The sequence below is a fragment of the Streptococcus marmotae genome (genome assembly GCF_001623565.1).
GTDB classification, from domain to species: domain Bacteria; phylum Bacillota; class Bacilli; order Lactobacillales; family Streptococcaceae; genus Streptococcus; species Streptococcus marmotae.
The window spans coordinates 1,324,099-1,345,955 of record NZ_CP015196.1 but is presented as its reverse complement, the minus strand read 5'-3'; the positions used below and the strand labels follow the sequence as shown (position 1 = coordinate 1,345,955).

Sequence of the window (21,857 nt, the reverse complement as noted above, 5' to 3'; positions counted from 1 at the left end):
TTTCGCTCGTTTTATTATGGCTTCAAGCCAGTTCTTCTCGCAGAGAAGAACAAGAAAACCACCAGCTAAGCTGGTGGCTAACAAGGCTTCTAGCTTTCATTTATTTTTCCTAGTATAATCTAATTGTTCAGGTTAGACAAAGGAGGAGTAAAATAGTCCAGTGGACTATTTTAGCAATGACTAAAAGCAGTTATAGTTTATCACACACCAAATGGATGTGCTCTATCATATTGTCTTCACACCGAAGTACCGAAGAAAAGCCATATACTACAAGATTAGGCAGGATTTAATCGAGATTTTCCGTCATCTATGCCAATATAAAGGAGTTGAAATTATTGAAGGTCACATGATGTCAGATCATGTTCACATGTTAGTTCTCATTCCTCCAAAACTTGCGATTTCTGATTTTATGGGCTATCTGAAAAGTAAAAGTGCCTTAATGATATTTGATAAACATGCGAATTTAAAATATAAGTATGGAAATCGCAAGTTTTGGGCAAGAGGCTATTACGTCAGTACGGTAGGATTAAACGAGAAAACTGTTGCGAAGTATATCCGTGAGCAGGAAAAGACTGACATCGCTCTTGATAAGTTGAGTGTTAAAGAGTATGAAGATCCATTTTCAGATGGAGGTTTTAGAACAAGATAAAAGCCCGTTGTGACTAGCATTAGTCAAGTAATAGAAGCTAACCTGAACGAAGTTCAGCGAGCGTCTTTAGACGCCCGCTGGAGGGAAACGGCTTATAGCCGGTGTACAAGCCACCCGTTTTCACGGGTGGTTATGACTTCCAACCTTCCACAATTCTCAATTGCAAGGGGCAAGCTGCGCTCGTTCTATTTCCAACCTTTCACAATTCTCAATTGTGGAAGCTAGTCAACATGAGGGGTATTAACAGTCCAGTGGACTGTTAATACTTGAGCCTAGAAATGAGAAAGCGAAATTGACAAAATCGATTTCTATGAAATTACGATTGAATCCCACTCCCATTTTTCTTTTCCAACTATCTATCATTCAAGTTTCCACTAGTCTATCTAACTGCATTAGCATCATTGTACTAACAACTTTTTTCATTTCTTTTTCTTCCTGCTCAAATCAAAATGATAGACAATTAGAAAAAATAGACTCATGATGATTAAAATGTAAGCTAGCGTTGCCAAATATTCGTGTAAATAAAGTAAGCGTGAGTCTACATATAAAAATGTCGCCAAAACAGAAATTAGAATAACGATGCAAAGGCCCCTAAAATTTTTATCCATTTCTCTTACCACCTTTTTTACATGAATAAATTCTACACACCCATATGATAACATTATTAAATAAGCTTTTCAAATAAGATTGGGTAGAATTCATGACAACTGTCTATCTCACCTGCTGCTGAATGGCCTGCATTTGTGCATAGATTCCGTCAAGCGCAATGAGTTCCTCATGGTTGCCTCGCTCTGCAATTTCCCCCTTATCCAGTACCAAAATCTGATTGGCATTTTGAATGGTAGACAAGCGGTGGGCAATAATAAAGGTTGTCCGTCCCTCTTTCACAACTTCCATAGCATGCTGGATAATTTCTTCGGTTTCTGTATCAATGTGCGAAGTTGCTTCATCTAAGATGAGAATCTTAGGGTCCGAGTACAGTGTACGAGCAAAGGCAATTAACTGTCGCTCCCCACTTGAAAACGCAGCTCCTTTTTCCACTACAGGCTCATCAATTCCTTTCTCCAGACGACACAACAAATCCGTTGCACCGACCTTTTCTAAGGATTCCAATACCTTCTGCCGATCCATCTCCTCGTCGTTCATGCTAACATTGCTAGCAATGGTTCCTGTAAAGAGATAGGGATCTTGGAGAACTATACCCATATGGCTACGCACACTTTCACGTGAATAGTCTCTGATATTTTGACCATCAATCTGAACCTGCCCTTTTTGCGGGTCATAGAAGCGATAGAGAAGGTTCATAATGGAAGTCTTGCCTGATCCAGTATGACCGACAAGCGCAATCGTCTCCCCTTTTTCGACTTCAAAGGAAATATCTTTCAGAATCGGTTTCCCTTCTTCATAAGCAAACTGAACATGATCAAATACCACACGACCCGTTGTGACAACTAATTCAGCCTCACTATCATTTTCCATAGGTTCTTCGAGTAAAGCTAATAGGCGTTTCCCTGTTTCTAAGGAGCGCAACATATTTGGAAGTTGCTGTACCAATCGTCCCATCGCATCAAAAGCATTGGAAACATAGTTGATATACACAAAGAGAAGACCGGCAGTCAGATACCATTGTCCTGCCAAAAATTGCTGACCGATAATCGTTAAGACTAAGGTAATGACCAAGTATTTGACCATCTCTGTCATGTTCCATGTAGCAATGGATTGGGCCCAGATGACCCGATTCTCTGCTTGTTTCATCTTAGTAGCCGTCTGTTCAAAATCCTGCATAATGGCTTCTTCCTGACCATAGAGCTGAATCAAACTTGCCCCATTCATGGCTTCATTAACCTTGGTATTGATGTCACTTCGGGCATCGTAAAAATCTTTCATCGGCTGATCCGTCAAGCGTTTGTACAGAAGCTGCAAACCATAGAATACTGGCAATAAAGCCAGCAGAACCAGTCCAAGATGGACATTCATGTAAAAAATAACTCCGTAGGTAAAGACCAAATAAACAAGGTTATTGAAGATGTAGACTAGGGTCGCATAGAATTGATTGCGTAAGGTCTCTGTATCGTTAACAATCCGTGTTGCAATCTTTCCTGCTGGTTTGTCATCAAAATAGGAAATCGGCAACCGCTGCATCTGATCATAGGCTCTGTTGCGTAGAATCTCGGCAATCCGGTTGGCACAGTGCATCAGGATACGTGTTGAGAGATAGAAAAACAGAGCACCTACGATATTAACCGCAATATACGTTGCTAATTGCCAGAGAAAGGCTACTTGGTCGAAAGGTAAACCCTTACTCAAATCTGTTATGGGACCATCGATGATTTGTTGCAAAAGGATAGGTGATAGACGTACAAAGGTCGAAGCCCCAAGATAGATGAGAATCCCAAGACCAAACAAGCCCTTGACATGACGGACTTCTTTTAATAAGGTTAGCATCACTCTCATGCTTCTTCTCCTTCCTGACTTTGCTGACGTTGGTATTGTTCATAATACCAGCCTTCATTTGCTAAGAGTTGTCCTGGAGTTCCTTCTTCGATAATACGACCGTCTTCTAACACCAGAATCCAGTCCGCATGATGGACTGCAGACAAGCGATGAGTCACAATGATATTGGTCTTACCCTCACGCTCTCTTTGGATATTTTCAATAATTTGGCGTTCCGTTCTCGCATCAACCGCAGACAAGGAATCGTCCAAAATAAGTAATTCTGGATTTCTCAAAAAGGCACGAGCAATCGAAATCCGCTGTTTTTGTCCTCCTGAAATCGACACCCCACGCTCACCAATCATGGTTTCCATCCCCTCAGACATACGCTCCAAGTCCTTGGTGAAATCTGCTGTTTCAATCGCCTGAGCAATTTCCTCTATCTGACTACCGGGCTTTCCAAGAGCGATATTTTCTCGTACCGTCTTGGAAAATAAAATATGCTCCTGTGGTACATAGCCAATCTTACCTTCAATTGAAGACCGCTTGAAATCCAGTACAGATTGACCATTGATAGTAAATCCTTGTGTTCCGATAGGGTATTGGCGCAAGAACTGACGAACCAAGGTCGTCTTTCCTGAACCAGTCTTTCCGACAATCCCGACTGTCTGACCAGCTTTTAAGGTCCATGAAATTCCTGTTAAACTATTGCGTTCTGCCTGTGGATAGCGAAAATCATAGTCCCTAAAGGCTACTTCTTGCAGGCTTACCAGTAAGTCCTTGCCATCTTCTTCCATATCATCACCAGTTTCTACCAGTTCCTGCAATTTGGCAAAAGAGGCCTTCCCAGTCTGATAAACTAAGATAAAGTCCGATAACATCCAGAAAGGTTCTAGCAAGGTTCCTGTATAGAGTTGCAGGGCAATCACTTGACCAAGCGATACCTGCCCTCGCTCTAAGAAAATTGCTCCCATTCCTAAAATTGCTACTGTCGCAAGTCCCAATAAAATGGTCGCTAAGGGACTGTACAAGGATTGAAAGACCATAATATTGTCCCCGCCACGGGCTAGTTTGCGCGTGCGTTCCTGGAATTTACGTTCTTGTCGCTCTTTCTTACTATACGCTCTTGTTACACGAATCCCTTCGACAACTTCCAACACCTCATCATTAAGATCAGCAACTGCTTCACGATTGGCTTCAACCGCTTTATCCTGTTGCTGACCGATAAAGTAAATCGCCGCAACTAACATGACCATAGGAATTAGGGCTACAAGGCTGATTTGCCAAGAGATGACGAACATGGTCGGAATAATAAAGGCAATCATTCCACCTGCATAGACTACAATCATCAGACCATAGCCTACCATGTCCATCAAGCCTTCTACATCTGTTGAAAAGCGCGTCATCACATCGCCTGAACGAAATTTTTCATAAAAAGGAGTTCGCATCACAACCAATTTCCAAAATGATTGCTGCTGCATCTCGAATTTAAAGCGCACCGATGATTGAAATAACTTCACATGCCAAATGTAGCCGGTAATATAGGTTAAAATAGTAACCCCTACTAAAATCAGCATATCCTGTATCAAACTGGCTTCTGTCAAGGTCTGCTGACTAATCTTGTCTACCAAGCCTTGAATAATCTTGGTCGGCACCAATAAACTAATATCATATATTATCAAGGTAATGGCAACTAGTAAATACAGCCACTTGTGCTGTTTTACATAGTTCATAATAAATCCTATCATTTCTTCCTCCTCAAAATTCCATTGTCTCCCAGTTTCGATTTCATACCAGGCAAGTTGAGTTAACGATGAAATAAATGAAAACTGAAATACATTAAAGTACACAAAAGGCCCGAGATAGAATCACTCCATCCCGAGTCCCTCAAGTCCACAAAAAGACACTAAGGCCTATACTTAGAAAGGAGTTCATTCTGAAAAACATAAGCGTTCATAACTACATTGTTGTTCATTTTTATTCTCCTTTCAAATCATTATATACCTATCATTGTAACAGAATATAATAGGATGTCAAGAATTGACTGGCTTTTTTTCGAAAATAGTTTCTAAAAAGCTGAATAAGAAGAAGTCAGGAAATTCCCAACTTCATTTTAACTTATTTTTGTAGCTCTCGAATTCGACTAGTTACGCCTTTGAGATTGTAACATTCAGCGTAATCTCGAATTGGTCGCTTAATATGATCAATAACATAACGTTTACCGTCAATATGATAAACTGCTAGATTAGCGTATAATTTGTCAATTTGTTCCTTGACTTCAGCATCATTGAAGGTATAATGACCAGCTATATCTAGGATTTCTTCTTGCAGTTCTTGATTGCCACTCTCCAAGATTTGCTCAACGGTCAAATCTTTCTGTTCTCCAATCATCCACTTTCTCCAACGCTCACTTTTAATAGCATGTAGAAGAAGGGTTTGACGAATGGTTGAAGGTTCAGCAATTAAGCCTTGCGCAACTAATTTCTCTTCTACTTTTCCTAGATTGAGATAAGCCCGTGTCTCTTCTGTACCATATTGAGGCGCTACATTCGTTGCAGTGATTGCAGATGGAATATGTTCCAATAAGGTGACATCATCCAAATAATCTCCGTTATGTTCTTTTAACCCAACACCATATTTCTTAGCCATTTGCGCTAAATCATAAGCATTTTGGAAGTTAAAATGGCCTACTTGTTCTGTTTTACGTGTCAATGTTCCTGTCTGACCTACAATAAAGGTTGGCATTGGCAACTGGCGTTTTCCTAATTCTTTTTGTAATTGCTGAATAAATGTTTCATACGTCTCCGTAGAAGTAAGTCCACCATTTGTTTCTTCTGTACCGACTTCGTAACCAATTTCTGGTAATTGACGTTTTTTTCGTTCCTCTTCACAAAATGCAATCAAGTCAACCGTCCGTTCCAAAACAACCTCAAGTGGGATAACCTTTCCAACTTCAAAAGGATCTTTGGTGGGATCAATCATCAGTAGATCAAATCCAGCTTCAATATCACCAACATAGGATTGTTGCCCTAATCTCATGGCTTCTTCTACAGGTAAGTGGTCATTTCTTTCCTTGTCTCGTTGCCAAGGTCCTCCATGATCTCGACAGAGATAATATAGATTATCATAACCAATCTCTTCAGCTACTTCTTCTACTGCTTTGGCAAATGTGAACTGATTCCAGCCATTAACATATCCTCCACCAAGTTCATCTAGGTCAACTTGATTCCGACTCGCAATGAACATAACTGGATAATCATCTTCTTTTGATAGCTCTAGAGTTGCTTGAACACAGTTCCTAGACATTGGACCAATTCCCAACAAGGTAGCGGATTCTCCTCTACTTTGTAAAGCTAATAAACCTTCTACTACTGATTTTATAGATAATTTCGACATGCCTTTTTCCTCCTATTTTAATTCCTCATCGGATAAATTTGGTTTTGTAAAATGAATGATGGCAACAGAAACTAGAGTACCAATCATCATAGCAAAGAAATACCATAACTTGCCATTTACAACTGGTAAAATAATCAACCCTCCATGTGGCACAAGAGCTTCAACATTATTAATCATTCCCAAAGCTCCACCGACAGCACTACCGATGATAATGGCTGGCAAGACCCGTTTCATATCTTTTACTGCAAACGGAATAGCTCCTTCTGTAATTCCAATCAATCCCATAAAGAAAGCGGACATTCCCAAATCTCGGTCTTCTTTCGTATATTTTTTTCGGTCAATAAAAGTTGAGATAGCAACTGCAAGCGGTGGAATAGCAACCGCAATCCGGTGAGCCCCATTTGGAGCATAGATTCCTTCTGCCATCAGAGCTAGTGTAAAGGCTGTCGCTGTCTTATTGATTGGACCTCCCATATCGACAGCAGTCATTGCTCCGATAATGAGACCAAGCACAATGGCACTACCACCTTGCAATTCACCTAAAGTAGCTACTAGCCATGTCATCGCAGCACCAATCGGAACAGAAATGACATAAATGTAGAGCATTCCCAATAAAAAGACTGTTAGAATCGGGATGATTAAGATGGGCATCAAGGTACGAATAGTCGGTGCTACTTTCCAAGTTTTACACCATTTTACAAAGTAACCAGTTAACACCCCCAGCAACATTGCTCCTAAAAATCCAGTCTTGACTTGAGCGGATCCGATTGGATTATTGGCCACATAGCCCAAAATCATCGCAGGTGCAAGAGCAGGTTTTCCTGCAATAGAATAAGCAATGTAGCCTGCTAACAAAGGAATCATGATTGAAAACCCAGCTACCCCTAAGTCAAGCAAATCCTGCATGAATTGGCTACTAACTTCCATTCCTCCTTCTCCAGGTTTCCCAGTCGCTAGAGATAGAGCAATAAAAACCCCACCAACGACAACAGACGGCAACATATAGGATACCCCAGTATTAAAGGCTTTTTGTAAGTCCTTCCACAATGTCTTCTCCATTTTTACTCTCCTTTTTTTCCTACAATGCTTCTGCCTGATCGAGAACCTTCTCAGGATGACGGATAGCTTCTCCTGGATCAACCAACAACACCTTTCCTTCCTCACGCTTTTCATCAAAGCGCTCTTGGCCTTCTATCTCAACAGCAATTGCTAAAATAACGAAATCCGCTTGATCAATCTGATCTTGTTCAAGTTCTTGTTCAATTCCCATCCCTCCTTGTGTCTCAACTTGAACTTCATATCCTCGTTTTAGACACTCTTTTTCGATGGCCTCTTGGGCCATATAAGTATGAGCAATCCCTGTTGGACAAGCTGTTACAGCAACGACTTTCATAAACGTTTCCTCCTAAATATCTATCGAACTCAGTAGCTCGAACAGAATAGTTTTATTACAAATGGTCAATAATTGTTGGCGAAATTCTTCGTCTAACAATTTTTTACTAACTTGCGAAATAAACCGCAAGTGTAATTTTTCTGTCCCAATATTTGGAACTCCAATGAGAAAAATTAATTGGACAGTTTCCTCATGTCCTGTTGTCCACTCAAAGGGCGCTTTTGTTCTTAAAAAAGCAATAAACGGCTTATCAACAACATCCGATTTGCCATGGGGGATAGCAATGCTATATCCAATCGCTGTAGGAACCTCCTCTTCACGAGCCAATACAGAATCCATAAATCCAGCCTTATCCCTTACATATCCTAAATCATAGACTTTATCTGTAATCCTTTGAATAATCTCTTTTTTAGTAGCAGTCGGTTCATCTATAAAAATCAATTCTTTATGTAAAATATTATGTCCTTCCATAGATAATTTTTAAAACCTCCGTTCTATTTTTAGCATGACGTAAAGCCTCTAACTTCTCCTCTGTATTAATCAATTCATAAATACCAGAAATGATTAATTTTGTCTTTGACATATCATTCGGACGAATTCCCACAATAAATATCATATCAACAAAATAATCTTGCCATTTAAACTTTTTGGAACATTTTGAAATCGCAACAAATGTTCGTTGCACTTCTTGTGGCTTACCATGAGGAATCGCAACTCCAATCGGCAAATCAGTATTGCCTAATATCTCTCGATCTAACACGGCTTGTTTAAAAGCAGCAGTCACAAATCCCTTATCTACCAATGTATCACTTAGCACTTGAATAGCATGTTCAGAAGAATGGTACTGATTTTCATAAAAGATAAGTTCTTCAGATAAATACGGTGCTAGATTTGAAATAGTCAACTGTTGGCTTACGACATTTGCTGGCACATGAGAATTGAGAATTACCAATAATTCCTGCTCACTAATTAAAGGAGACACAAAGTACACATGTGATGCCTTTTGATACAAGGGAATCGTTGTCAAAATAATATCATAAGCATCTAAGTCTAATTGGGCTGCTTCCATAGAAGAGGCAACTTCTACCATATCAAGTGAAGGTAGATTATTCTTAATGCGATGAATGAGCAATTCTGATGTCACGATACCAGTAGCACAGACTACTAGAATTTTTCGACTCACACCTATTTTTTCTAATGCTAATTGGAAATAAATGGTTAAAAATGCAATCTCATCCTCATTAAATTCTACATCGATTTCTTCGCTAAAATCCGAGACAGCTAACCATAAAACATTGAACACAATTGAAAATTCCAATTTAATTTGCTCTGTAAATGGATTTTTAACGAGAGTTTGAGATTTTAGCCGTGATAACATAGGTGGAATATGCCATGTCAATTGTTCTAGTAACGTCTTGTCATTGGTGAAATCGACATTTAAGGCTTGAGATACTCGATTGATTAGTCCTGCAATAAGAGAATTATCCACATACTGACTAGGCATCGGCTCAAATCGATAGAGAAGTAATTTTTGAGACAGATACTCCACATCTCCATTGGTATATTCAAAATCTAACCTAAGAGAAATTTTATGTAGTATTTTTACTGCGCTTTCAGTATAAAAAGCATGTTTTTTCTGATTAAAAAGTGATTTCCTTTCTATACTATGTTCACCTTGAATGAGATGATAAACCTGAGCAATTAAAAAACTAAGAAAATGTTGGACATAGACTTCCGAGATAGTCTGGATGTGTTCTCTGACATAAGTGTACAGTACATTGGAACAAACCTGGATAATGTCTCGTGTATAGTAAGGTAACAAACAATCAATGGTGTCTGAAGTTTTGATTTCCTTCATCAAGTCACTCTGCTCAATAATATAGTGATTGAAATTTACAAAAGCGGTAATTTTATCCTCTGTCGTATGTAATAACAGACGTGTCCCTTGGTGGTTACTGAGTAATGTCCCACCAGTTCCACGAAGCAGCATAGGAGTAATTATCTCTAAATCTTGCTTGATGGAACTCTTACTCACAAAATAACGTTCTGCCAAGTCGCTGAAGCTAGTCTGCCTACGATGAAACAGTAGTTCTCGCATCATATCAATCCGACGCGTCACTTGAATATTATAATAATCTACTTCCTTAACAGAATCGTTATAAGTTAGTAACTGTATTCCCACTCCACGCCGTTTTTCAAATACAATACCTTCTTTTTCTAATTCGGCAATTTCCTTATGGACTGTCCGTACTGAAACTCCTAATTTATTGGCAAAGTATGCAACCGTTTTTGAATTTCTTTCTCCTGCCATCATTCTCAACAATTTTACCTGTCTTTGGGTAGGCATCTCTCACCTCCATCAACTATCCAATACTGCTCCCTTACACATAAATTGTAACCGCTATCAATTTGTTTGTAAATAACAAAAAGTTGCAAGAACTTCTTGCAACAAATCAAACACTTTTCCTAATAATAAAATACAAAAAGCCTATTTTCAGGCTCTATAATATCTGTAGTGGGTACGCCCGCCACAGAGATTATGGAGCCTTTTTCAGTGTAGAAAAAAAGTTCCATATGACCTATAATGAAAAGCGACAAAACTATCATTTAGAAAGACTCATATGGAACAACTAAATCTTATCACAAATTTTCTCAAAATGAAAGACAAAAATATCACTATCACTAATGAATGCGACATGGGAACACACTTAGAACTCCACGGTCACTTGGATTACACAGCCCCTAAATGCCCTTCCTGCAAGGGACAAATGGCTAAGTACGACTTCCAGAAAGCCTCTAAAATCCCCTACTTAGAAACTGCTGGCTACCCGCTACTTATCCGCCTTCGAAAGCGTCGTTTCAAGTGCAAAGACTGTGGGAAAATAGCGGTCGCTGAAACTCCTATTGTTAAGAAGAACCATCAAATCTCTGTCGCTGTCAACCAGAAAATCGCACAATTACTCATCGAAAAGCAAGCAATGACACATATCGCACACAGACTCTCCATTTCTACATCTACAGTTATTCGAAAACTCAATGAGTTTAAATTTGAAACGGATTGGGATAAGCTTCCAGAAGTCATGTCCTGGGATGAGTATGCCTTCAAGAAAGGGAAAATGAGCTTTATCGCTCAAGATTTTGACACAAATAACATCATCGCTATCCTTGATGGAAGAACGCAAGCAACCATCCGAAATCACTTTCTGAGATACCCTAGAAAGGTCAGAAACCGCGTTAAAATCATCACTATGGACATGTTTAGCCCTTACTATCAACTAGCCAAACAACTTTTTCCTCATGCTAAAATCGTGCTGGATCGCTTCCACGTTGTGCAACATCTCAGCCGTGCTATGAACCGTGTCCGTACCCAAATCATGAATGCTTTTGACCGCAAATCGCATGAATACAAGACGCTCAAACGCTACTGGAAACTGGTACAACAAGATAGCCGTAAACTCAGTGACAAGCGGTTTTATCGCCCTACTTTTCGCATGCATTTGACCAATAAGGAAATCTTAGACAAGCTCCTATCCTACTCAGATGAGTTACGACAACATTATGAACTCTATCAACTTCTTTTATTCCATTTCCAAGAGAAAAACTCAGATCATTTCTTTGACCTAATTGAGCAAGAAATAGCCACTGTTAACCCTATTTTCCAGACGGTATTTAAGACGTTTCTAAAGGATAAGGACAAGGTTTTAAACGCCTTGGAATTGCCTTATTCCAACGCTAAATTGGAAGCTACCAATAATCTTATCAAAGTCATCAAGCGTAATGCCTTTGGATTTCGGAACTTTGAAAACTTCAAAAAGCGGATTTTGATTGCCATCAATATCAAAAAAGAGAAGACCAACTTGGTCCTCTCTAGATGTTAGCTGACATCTACCCACTACAGTTGACAAAGAGCCTATTTTCATAGACTTTTTGTTTTATGCTAGTTGCCGGGATTGAACCGGCGACCTCATCCTTACCATGGATGCGCTCTACCGACTGAGCTAAACCAGCAGTACTCCAATAGTATACCAAGAAGGCCTCGATTTGTCAATCATTCAAGCCATATTTTTCACACCGTGCGCATGAAAACTTTTTCTTCATCCTTTTGTACCTTGACATCAATTTTGAAAAGATAGCTTTTTAAATCAATCATCTGCTTAGCCTCTTTCTCTAAATAATCGGACTACATCATCTTCCATCTCCTCCCAGGTTTCAATGCCTGCTAACTGACAAACGAAGACAAGAAATAGAATGGTTGATGAGAGATGGCGAATTTTCCAAGATTGTCGACTATCCAATTCACTTGCGCAATCATCAATAGAAATAATAAAATCAATCATCGTAGTCACCTCATAGATAGTATACTACTTTGATTGATTTTGTCATGATGAATCTAGTTTTCCGAAAACAAAAGTTTCTTCATGCGTTTGACGTGTCATATTTTTAGCTCATTTTTAAAGACTGGGCAAAAATTCTGACTTCTCTTATCAAAATTAGAAAAACAGATTGATGAAATAGTTACTTGCCATATTATTTCCTCTTTGGCACTAAAGGTAGGCTACTCAGCTGACCGCCATCTTTCCTCTCACTGAGAACCCGCCACTCTTGATTGATTTTTCAAGCAATTTCATATAGACTATAGACATAAAAAAGGAGGCAGAACTTTTGGACCCCCACCTCCAACATTTTCTATTCTTTCCCAAGATAGGATTCATTACAAGAATGAAAACTCCTATTCCTTACTTTCTTCTGGTTCATAAGCTCTGATAATTTCCGCAACAACAGGGTGGCGGACAACGTCCTTGGCTGAAAAATGCACAAAGTCAATCTGCGGAATTTTCTTGAGCTTTTCAGTCGCATCAATCAGCCCAGACTTGACATTGCGTGGGAGGTCAATCTGACTGCTATCGCCATTGACAATCATCTTGGAGTGAAAGCCAAGGCGAGTCAGAAACATTTTCATCTGCATAATGGTTGTATTCTGTGCCTCATCCAAAATTACAAAAGCATCCTCCAAGGTTCGACCACGCATATAAGCAAGGGGCGCAATCTCAATAATCTCACGCTCCATCAGTCGAGTTGTTTGATCTTTTCCTAAAATCTGATAAAGGGCATCGTAAACTGGGCGAAGATAAGGGTCGACTTTCTCCTTCAAATCACCCGGTAAAAATCCCAGACTTTCCCCTGCTTCCACCGCAGGACGGGTGAGGATAATCCGCTTCACTTGTCCACGTTTTAAGGCAGTCACGGCAAGGGTCACCGCAAGAAAGGTCTTTCCTGTCCCTGCTGGTCCAATCCCAAAGACAATATCATGACTTTTGATACTATCGACATAGAGTTTTTGCCCCAAGGTCTTGACTCGAATGGGCTTACCATAGTGGTCTTTGATAATTTCTTCTTCATACAAGGCCACAAATTTCTCAATCTCATCATTTTTAGCCATGGAAATAGCCGTTACCACATCTGGTAACTGAATGGTCAATCCACGATGAATTAAAACGAGTAAGGACTGAATAACCAGGCGTGTCAGCTCAACATCAGTTGGCTCTCCAATCACCTGTACCACTTCTGTACGCGCATGAATCACCACGTCCAATTCTTGCTCCATAAGGCGCAGATGACGTTCATTTGACCCAAATAAGCTCAGCATATCATCTGGGTGGGACAGGGAAATATCAATTGAATGTTCTTGCAATAGCTTGCTCCTTTATCGGTCTTTTTTCTATTATACCAAAAAAACGTCCCTTGGACGTTTTTTATCAGTCAAAAATGACTGGTCTTTCACATTTGTTCGTAATCAAACAGGCAAGATATACTTTTTCTACGTATTATAAAAGTTAATGAGCTAGATAATCTTCCCATATTCGGTCAAAGTCTGACATGGAAAAACTAAAACTTGCCCGCTCTTCTAAAAAACGACTCACTTCATCAAAATGATCAGATTGCTTTGGGAAATCCGCTTCTTCAAAGGCCAAATCTGCTAGAATAGCAGCTGGCTCATGGCTTTTAGGATTGCGCTGCGTCATTAGCCAACTATAAAAACTTTTTCTCACGACTGCTCACTTTCCACTTATCTTCTTCTACGACGACTGCGCCGTGGACGATAGTCCGTCTCATCTCCCATCAGCCGCTGACTCTGTTCTTTATGACTCAGACTTAAAATCCATACTAACAAAGCAGCTACCAGGAAGAACACTCCTACTCCCCATATCCATGGTTTTCTGAGCAACTCTCCCAAACTAACTTTTTCGCTCAATTGTTTCTTTGTAAGGTTTATTCCAGAGATATCTTCTACTGGTACACCGGCTGAAATCATTGGGCTGACACTTTCCAAACCATTATCAACTCGTAATTGATTGTTTTCAACTATATAATTTGGTGTTTCACCCTTACGAATTGTCGCATAAAGATCGGAAGCCAATTCATAGTTTTTTCCGTTGATAAGCTGCTTCCCGGCATCTACTATCTTACGATATTCGTAATCCGCATAGGCTTTTTCTAGCAAGGCATTGCCAAATGGATGACGATAATACTCTCCATTTTGATCTGACCAATCCCCTACTCCCATAATAAGACTGATCAATCGCTGTTCTCCACGTTTTGCCGTTGCAATGTAGTTAAAGCCAGCACTCGGGCTCGATCCTGTTTTCAATCCATCTACCCCCTCAATGCCGTACTGAGCACCTGGCAAAGAATAATTATAGGTTTCAAAGGTCTCTTCATACGGAGTGCCTGCTTTGACTGTCACTACTGGGTGTTTGGTATGTTCTAAAATTGCAGGATAGTTTTTCAAAAAATGATAAACTAAAATAGCCAAGTCTCTTGCCGTCGTTTGATTGGTAGCATCATGATCATATCGTGTTGGATTATAATACCCCTGAAAAGCGCTCGCCGCAGCCCCACTTGCATTATACCAATACGTATTGGTCATTCCCAACTCTTGCGATTTGGCATTCATCATATCCAAAAAGGTATCTGGGTTATTGTTTGAAAGATAATTTGCCAGCATGATGGTCGCTGCATTTGAAGACGGGACAGCCGTCATGGTGATCAATTCGCCAACGGTATAATCTACTCCTGCAACAATTTTATTATTCGAAATTTCATAAATCCCTGCAACAGCCTGGTCGGCTTCTGTCGCTGTAATAACCGTTTCTTCTGTTAGTTTTCCTTGACCTATCGCTTCATAAACGAGGTAAAGTGTCATCACCTTGCTCATACTTGCAGGGTCACGCACTTCGTCAGGATTATCTTGCCATAAAATAGCACCCGTATTGCCATCAATAATGATAGAGGATCTAGGCCGGTTGATGTCACTCACCTCATAACCTGCAGCTCGTGTAATATCCATCAATTCATCCGCCCAAACAGGAACCGAAATAGTGGATAATAGCAACGCCAAGCACCATGCTAAAACTTTCTTCACTCTGTCTCTCCTATAACTTTATCTATATAACGAATCAAAACGGACAAGGGTCACAACTAGATTAACTCTGTCCCCAATTCGTCCTGCCTAATTTTTCCAGCCTTCATTAAACCACCAAGGGCTTTTTTAAATTGACCTTTTGAAATCCCAAATGTCGCCTTAATCTCATCTGGAGATGATTTGTCATTTAAGGTCATAAAACCGCCAGTGCTCTCTAAATACGTCAAGACCATCTGCGCATCATTTTCTAACATCTCAAAAGAACGTGGCTTAACAGACAAATTTAAGGTCCGATCTACCTGCCGATATCCGATGACCCGTACCTGCAATTCTTCACCCAAACGTGGCTCTGTATACCGCTCGCTTGGATGAATAAAGCCTAACATATTGTTATCTGGTAGGTAAACAAAGGTCCCACTCAGCTTCAAACGATACACAATGGCACGTAGGTTCTGGTTTTGCATATTGTCATAGGCTGGTCCTGCCAAACGTTGAAAGTCTTCTTGAAATGCCGGAAGTGCCCAAATGCGATCCTTCTTGTCCACATCATATCGAACATACAGCCTATCACCCTTTTTTGGCCACAACTCTTTGATTTCTGGCAGCACATCTAGTGAGACAACCACTTGCTTGTCTGGTAAACCGGTATCAAGAAAGACACCCAAATCACGGCGGACTTCTGTCACCTCTCCCCAGCCAAAACTCGTACGGGTTGCCGTCACTTCTTTGGTCGTCAAACGAAGTTTTTGCTTCATATCTGTATAGACAAAGCCCTTAACAGACTCACCTAATTGGTGTACTCCTTCTTCTTTTGCCAAAGCAAAGGTCTGCCCTTCCTTTTGGACAAAGTAATATTCTTTGTTTTCATCTGTTACCAGACCCGTGATAATGGTCGCTAATAATTGGTTCATATCATTCTTTCTATTTCTATTATCAGGTAGTTAGCGACAGATTGTTCTTATGCATTCGTGCATCTTCTGTAGAATCTTGTCCAACTAGCCTGAGTATAACGGCTCCGTAACGCCAAAAAGGCTAAGGCAACAGCCCCGCCCCTACATTTTCCTTAGACTTCCAAGAGTTCTTTTTCCTTCTCAGCTGTCATTTGATCAATTTTCTTAATAGCATCATCGGTAACTTTTTGAATATCTTTTTCAAGTGTTTTCAACTCATCTTCTGTAATTTCTTTGGCTTTTTCCGCTTTCTTTGCTTCGTCCATGGCATCACGGCGAATGTTGCGGATACCCACTTTCGAATTTTCTCCAACCTTCTTCACATCTTTGGCCAAGCTTTTACGTGTCTCTTCTGTTAAGGCTGGAATGACCAAGCGAATAACTGTACCGTCAGATTGCGGTGTTAAACCAAGATCAGAAGCGTTAAGCGCACGCTCAATGTCCTTCAAGATAGACTTATCAAATGGAGTAATCAATAGAACACGCGCCTCTGGAACGGTAATCCCTGCCAACTGGTTGAGCGGAGTATCTGCTCCGTAGTACTCAACTGAAATGCGGTCTAATAGGCTTGCATTAGCACGACCTGCACGAATATGGCTAAACTCACGTGCTAAACTTTGATGCGAATGTGCCATGCGCTCTTGCGCTTTTGAAATAATTTCTTTTGTCATAAAATCTCCTTTATTTTGCTTCTTTGTTATTTGAAACCGTTGTTCCGATTTGTTCGCCAAATACCACTCGTTTGATATTGCCAGGCTCATTCATATTAAAGACAACAAGGTCAATGTCATTGTCCATCGATAAGGTAGAGGCTGTCGCATCCATGATTTTCAAGCCTCGACTAATCACTTCTCGGTGAGTCAACTCGTTAAACTTCACAGCATTTGCGTCTTTTTTCGGATCAGCATTGTAGACACCGTCCACCCCATTTTTCGCCATTAAAATGGCTTCTGCCTGAATCTCAGCCGCACGAAGGGCTGCCGTTGTGTCTGTTGAAAAATAAGGAGAGCCAATTCCTGCACCAAAAATGACAATTCTACCTTTTTCTAAATGGCGCAAGGCACGTCCACGGATATACGGCTCTGCGACTGATTGCATGGCAATGGCTGTCTGCACACGAGTATCAACACCAAACTGTTGCAGTGCATCTGCCATGACCAAGGCATTCATCACCGTCCCAAGCATACCAGTATAGTCTGCCTGAACACGATCCATACCAGCTGCCGCAGCTGGCTCGCCACGCCAAAGATTTCCACCACCAATGACCAAAGCAATCTGAACACCTGAAGCAGCTACTTCTTGAATTTCTTGCGCCATTTTTTGAACGGTTGGAATATCAATTCCTACACCACGTTCACCAGCCAAGGCTTCTCCAGATAATTTTATAAGAATACGTTCATATTTTGGTTTCATCATCTTACTCCTCTATTCTATCTTTATCATTTTATCATAAAATTTTCATTTTATGTAGTCTGATGAGCAGATAAAAAAGAAAAATCTCGGGAATGAGACTTTTCTATGAAATATGTAATTTTTTACGCAAGGCAACAGCCCGAGCGCCAAGCAAGCGATCCAATTGACGTGTTTTTAATGTCAATAGCACAAAGACTGCAACACCAAGCACCCCCGAAATCCCAACATGAACAGCACTAGAAACATAGCCTGTTGCTGGAGTCACACGATTGAGTAGCAACTCTGATAGTATAACGAAAACAGCCATTATCAAAGAGACTCCTCCAATCGTCATAAAGTCCTTAGCTACCTTGTTGTAATTGATTGGAACTACCTGTTGAATCCGACGTGCAAACAAGACAATTGACACTCCCATTCCAACCGCTGTTGATAAAAGTGCACCATAAGCCTGGAATAGATATAAAAAGGGAATTTGTAACACTATTTTTATCCCAAAGCCAATAAAAAAGTACAAAATAGCTTTTCGATTTTCAAAGAGGGCTTGAATCATGACGTTATAGACCATATAAAGACCTTGGAAGAAAATCAGATAAATATTGGCAATAAAGAGATAGATGGCAATCGGCTCTGCCGGACCGTAGAAGACTGTGTAAATCGGGCGTGCCAAAAGCAAGGTGCCTGTCATAGCGGGAATAATCAACATCAATAGCATTTGAATATTGTTGACCAGTAATTCTGCTGTCCCTTTCCAATCTTTTTTCACAAAATGCTCTGTAATCAAGAGAAGGGCCACACTACCAATAGATCCTGCAATCGCTACAATCAACATAGTGATTTTACTTGGGTTGGCTAACATATAGGTATATAGCCCCAGTAATTCTGAATTGGAGTAGTCTGTAATCTTTTCTAGTGTTTTGATGAAGGTTAGTTGATCCACCGTTTGAAACAGTTGAAAGGCACTTCCCATCACAATTAACGGAACTGCCTCCTTGGCTGTTTCAATAATCAATGATTGAATATCAATTGTTACGGACGCAGGTTTGGGTCTGAAAATTTTCTGTAGTAACCCCTCTTTATACAGTAGATAGACTAAAATCCCCATACTGGCTAGCATGCCTACAAAAGCACCAAATGTCGAATAGACAACTGCTTGCAGATAATCACCCGAACCCAACTTCATAATATAGAAAGTACTCGTCAGAATCCAAATAACTCGAACGACTTGCTCAATCACCTGGCTAACAGCTGTCGGCATCATGTTGTGATGCCCCTGAAATAAGCCGCGAATGGTACTCATCACCGGAAAAACAAACAAAGAAGGTACAAGACTGTACATGACTGGTATGAGCTTCTCACGAGAACCCGATAACTCTGCTAAAAGGCCTGAGGAAAGATACATGATTCCTGCACAAACAGCTCCAACCAATAGCATCAATTTCAAAAATTCTTTGACCAGATAATAGGAAGTATCTTCACGACCCAATACATTATACTTAGCAACCTGTTTCGAAACTGCAGCAGGTAAACCAACTGTTGAAATCAAGAGAAAAATCGCATAAATTTGGTAACCCATACTAAACAAGGCATTCGCCTCTGCCCGATGACTGCCCAACCACATAAACCATGGAATAATATAAGCAATCCCCAAGAGACGACTGATAAAATCCCCAGCGGTCAGCCAAGCAACTCCCTTTGCTAATTTTTCCTGTCGCGTTGCACTATTTGTCTTTGTATTTTCCGTCATAACTCTGTCTTTCATTCTAAATTCTGTCGTTCCTTCATTATAAACTTTTAGTCTTGACTTGTAAAATCAGAACATTTTAGGTAGAATAAAATGAATTTTAAACTACTCTCTACACCTAAAGGATACACTTCTATGCACAAACATGCCTACCTCATTATGGCTTATGACAAATTTGACCAATTGGCTTTCCAAATATCCTTATTAGATGACCCACGAAATGACATCTTCATTCATATTGATAAACGAAGTCCATTGAGCGACGATGATATTCAGCATATCCAAGCGGTTGCCCAGCATTCTACAGTGTATTTTACGCCACGAATGGCTGTTTACTGGGGAGACTTCTCGCTTGTCGAATGCGAGCTCCGACTCTATCAATTTGTCGCGGAAAAAGGCCCCTATGCCTTCTATCATCTCATTTCAGGTACTGATTTGCCCTTACGGTCACAAGATACGATTCATGCTTTCTTCGCTGACAAGTTGGACAAGATTTTCATCACCCGCTACAATCAGGAAGAAGCAGAACAGTTCAAATTATACCACACTGTCGAACACTACCACTTTTTCCGGAAAATTACTCCGCGCACCCTCTCTCCTTTGCCAAGGAAACTGCTACAGTTCTACCAGCGATTCGAACGGAAAATCCAGACCTTGCTTCGGGTAGACCGATTACATGGAAAACGATCTGAAATGGGCTTTGATGGCTTTTCACAGTGGAAATCCTTTAATCACGAAGTCCTGATGAGCATTCTAAGGGAACGCCCTTTCATCGAGAAACACTTCCACCATACTTTTTGCTCAGATGAGTACTACTTGCCAATGGTCCTCAAGCGTCTCGACCTGCTTAGCGCTATCTACCACTATGAACCTGTCAATGATATTCCTGATGAATTTCAAGGCAATCTTCGTTATATCAACTGGTGGGACGGACGCCCCTATGAATGGACAGATTCCGAAGCAGACTTGGCGCAGCTTGATAAGGGAATTGCTCTCGGTCACCTCTTTTCACGTAAATTTAATCTGGAAAAATACCCTAATTTAAAAGAGTATATTTTAAACAAGGTAAACGAAAGATAAGCCAAAATCACACAAGCTCAGCTGAAACTTGTGTGATTTTTTCTTTCATTATTTGTACTCTATAAAAATCAACATCTGACTAGCTTCCACAATTGAGAATTGTGGAAGGCTGGAAATAGAACGAGCGCAGATTGCCCCTTGCAATTGAGAATTGCGGACGGTGATAGTCCTAAAGACCACAGGGGAAACGTAAGTTAGCTGAGAGTTTGAGACAAACCAGGATGAGCGCGATGCACTCATCCTCAAAATAATGTAATCTGGAAGATTACGTATAAAAAGTGTTCAGCCCCGTTTCTTTTATAGCTTTAACAGTTTGACGTAGTAGTTGTCTGGCTTGTAAAACGTTGATAAAGCAACATTCTATTAGAAGAGGCTAGCGACCAATTCTTTGCTAGCTTTATTTCCGACCTTTAACAGTCCACTGGGCTGTTGAAGCAAGGTGAGTTAACGATGCCAGATGTTAATTTTTGACGAGCATTAAAATTATATTGGACGATACTCTGCCGCTAGTCCACGCTGAACAGCTGGGCGAGCCGCAATTTTTTCTGTCCACTCTGTTAGATATTTATAAGACTTGACATCTAAAAATGCTGCCGAACCTGGATAGAGATTGCCCTCTACCAACCGACCGTACCAAGACCAAATCGCAATATCTGCAATAGTATAATCATCTCCTGCGATATAGGGACGAGTTGCCAATAATTGATCTAAGAGGTCCAGCTGACGCTTGGTTTCCATAGTATAACGGTTAATAGGGTATTCTTGTGCAGTTGGAGCATAATGGAAGAAATGACCAAAACCACCTCCGACAAAAGGGGCTGCTCCAGTTTGCCAGAAAAGCCAATTCATCATCTCCGTCTTATCTTGGAGATTTTCGGGGATAAAGTGCCCATATTTTTCCGCCAAATAGAGCAAGATATGAGCCGATTCAAAGACCTTAATATCTTCATTGCCTGATTGATCGACTAAGGCAGGAATTTTGGAGTTTGGATTGATCTCAACAAAGTCTGAACCAAACTGATCACCTTGACTGATATTGATACGAAACAAGTCATAACCTGCATTTGCTACGCCTGCTTCTTTCAACTCTTCTAACATAATGGCGACTTTTATCCCATTTGGAGTTCCTAGCGAGTACACTTGTAACGGCTGTTCTCCTCGTGGCAAGACCTGTTCAAATCGGCTTCCAGCTGTCGGACGATTTCCGCCTCGTTTTTCATTTTGATCTGCCCACGCCCATACTTGAGGTTTTACATATTCTGACATAATCTATGACTTCCCTTCTTTTCGCTTCGTATTAACCTTATAAAATTTTAGGAAAAATGTCAATTATTTGATACGCAAAAACCAGAAAACGCTTTCTTTTCTATCTTTTATAT

Annotated in this window: 17 protein-coding genes, 1 tRNA gene and 2 pseudogenes; 3 read left to right on the top strand and 17 right to left on the bottom strand. The window is 40.4% G+C overall.

The features are described from left to right. Positions 1–176 precede the first annotated feature (176 nt). Positions 177–649 (top strand): annotated as a pseudogene (gene tnpA, locus A4H00_RS06870) (IS200/IS605 family transposase). 711 nt (positions 650–1,360) lie between these two features. On the opposite strand, the gene A4H00_RS06865 reads toward tnpA, so the two are convergent. The 7 genes from A4H00_RS06865 to A4H00_RS06835 all read right to left on the bottom strand — a co-directional run bounded on the left by A4H00_RS06865 (position 1,361) and on the right by A4H00_RS06835 (position 10,218). Further along, positions 1,361–3,103: an ABC transporter ATP-binding protein gene (locus A4H00_RS06865; RefSeq protein WP_067088488.1), complete on the bottom strand. Its 1,743-nt coding sequence runs from the start codon at positions 3,101–3,103 to the stop codon at positions 1,361–1,363. Next, complete coding sequence (locus A4H00_RS06860; RefSeq protein WP_067088486.1) at positions 3,100–4,830, bottom strand: ABC transporter ATP-binding protein; 1,731 nt, start codon at positions 4,828–4,830, stop codon at positions 3,100–3,102. The genes A4H00_RS06865 and A4H00_RS06860 overlap by 4 nt, the downstream gene beginning before the upstream one ends. 370 nt (positions 4,831–5,200) lie before the next feature. Continuing rightward, positions 5,201–6,478, bottom strand: coding sequence for a class II D-tagatose-bisphosphate aldolase non-catalytic subunit (locus A4H00_RS06855; protein WP_067088484.1), 1,278 nt, complete (start codon positions 6,476–6,478; stop codon positions 5,201–5,203). A gap of 12 nt (positions 6,479–6,490) precedes the next feature. Next, positions 6,491–7,537, bottom strand: coding sequence for a PTS fructose transporter subunit IIC (locus A4H00_RS06850; protein WP_067088482.1), 1,047 nt, complete (start codon positions 7,535–7,537; stop codon positions 6,491–6,493). Between the two features lie 19 nt (positions 7,538–7,556). Next, positions 7,557–7,871, bottom strand: coding sequence for a PTS fructose transporter subunit IIB (locus A4H00_RS06845; protein ID WP_067088480.1), 315 nt, complete (start codon positions 7,869–7,871; stop codon positions 7,557–7,559). A 12-nt stretch (positions 7,872–7,883) separates the two neighbouring features. Further along, positions 7,884–8,342, bottom strand: a complete 459-nt coding sequence (locus A4H00_RS06840) for a PTS sugar transporter subunit IIA (protein WP_067088479.1) — start codon at positions 8,340–8,342, stop codon at positions 7,884–7,886. Beyond that, the gene (locus A4H00_RS06835) at positions 8,329–10,218 is read right to left on the bottom strand and encodes a BglG family transcription antiterminator (RefSeq protein ID WP_067088477.1); all 1,890 of its coding nucleotides are present in this window, start codon (positions 10,216–10,218) and stop codon (positions 8,329–8,331) included. Before A4H00_RS06835 ends, A4H00_RS06840 begins: the two co-directional genes overlap by 14 nt. 274 nt (positions 10,219–10,492) lie before the next feature. On the opposite strand from A4H00_RS06835, the gene A4H00_RS06830 reads away from it, so the two are divergent. Next, positions 10,493–11,749: an ISL3 family transposase gene (locus A4H00_RS06830; protein ID WP_067085967.1), complete on the top strand. Its 1,257-nt coding sequence runs from the start codon at positions 10,493–10,495 to the stop codon at positions 11,747–11,749. 57 nt (positions 11,750–11,806) lie between these two features. Here A4H00_RS06830 and A4H00_RS06825 read toward each other — a convergent pair. From A4H00_RS06825 to A4H00_RS06780, 9 genes and pseudogenes are all read right to left on the bottom strand, one after another. Beyond that, a tRNA-Thr gene (locus A4H00_RS06825) sits at positions 11,807–11,879 on the bottom strand. Between the two features lie 179 nt (positions 11,880–12,058). Further along, positions 12,059–12,208, bottom strand: a pseudogene (locus A4H00_RS06815) (ISAs1 family transposase); the annotation flags it as partial. 392 nt (positions 12,209–12,600) lie between these two features. Further along, positions 12,601–13,563 carry a PhoH family protein gene (locus A4H00_RS06810; RefSeq protein ID WP_067088471.1) on the bottom strand — a complete coding sequence of 321 codons (963 nt, stop codon included), beginning with the start codon at positions 13,561–13,563 and terminating at the stop codon, positions 12,601–12,603. 142 nt (positions 13,564–13,705) lie between these two features. After that, positions 13,706–13,921, bottom strand: coding sequence for a YozE family protein (locus tag A4H00_RS06805; RefSeq protein ID WP_067088469.1), 216 nt, complete (start codon positions 13,919–13,921; stop codon positions 13,706–13,708). 17 nt (positions 13,922–13,938) lie between these two features. Continuing rightward, positions 13,939–15,294: a DUF1958 domain-containing protein gene (locus A4H00_RS06800; RefSeq protein ID WP_067088467.1), complete on the bottom strand. Its 1,356-nt coding sequence runs from the start codon at positions 15,292–15,294 to the stop codon at positions 13,939–13,941. A gap of 56 nt (positions 15,295–15,350) precedes the next feature. Further along, positions 15,351–16,205: an RNA-binding virulence regulatory protein CvfB gene (gene cvfB / locus A4H00_RS06795; protein ID WP_067088465.1), complete on the bottom strand. Its 855-nt coding sequence runs from the start codon at positions 16,203–16,205 to the stop codon at positions 15,351–15,353. Between the two features lie 152 nt (positions 16,206–16,357). Then, on the bottom strand, positions 16,358–16,915 hold the full coding sequence (frr, locus tag A4H00_RS06790) for a ribosome recycling factor (RefSeq protein WP_067088463.1): 558 nt from the start codon (positions 16,913–16,915) through the stop codon (positions 16,358–16,360). A gap of 10 nt (positions 16,916–16,925) precedes the next feature. Further along, on the bottom strand, positions 16,926–17,657 hold the full coding sequence (gene pyrH / locus A4H00_RS06785; protein WP_067088461.1) for a UMP kinase: 732 nt from the start codon (positions 17,655–17,657) through the stop codon (positions 16,926–16,928). 103 nt (positions 17,658–17,760) lie between these two features. Further along, positions 17,761–19,401, bottom strand: a complete 1,641-nt coding sequence (locus A4H00_RS06780; RefSeq protein ID WP_067088459.1) for a putative polysaccharide biosynthesis protein — start codon at positions 19,399–19,401, stop codon at positions 17,761–17,763. A gap of 132 nt (positions 19,402–19,533) precedes the next feature. Here A4H00_RS06780 and A4H00_RS06775 point away from each other — a divergent pair, with 132 nt between their 5' ends. After that, positions 19,534–20,478 carry a beta-1,6-N-acetylglucosaminyltransferase gene (locus A4H00_RS06775; protein WP_067088457.1) on the top strand — a complete coding sequence of 315 codons (945 nt, stop codon included), beginning with the start codon at positions 19,534–19,536 and terminating at the stop codon, positions 20,476–20,478. A 483-nt stretch (positions 20,479–20,961) separates the two neighbouring features. Here A4H00_RS06775 and yghU read toward each other — a convergent pair whose 3' ends face one another. Continuing rightward, the gene (gene yghU / locus A4H00_RS06770; protein WP_067088455.1) at positions 20,962–21,744 is read right to left on the bottom strand and encodes a glutathione-dependent disulfide-bond oxidoreductase; all 783 of its coding nucleotides are present in this window, start codon (positions 21,742–21,744) and stop codon (positions 20,962–20,964) included. Positions 21,745–21,857 lie beyond the last annotated feature (113 nt).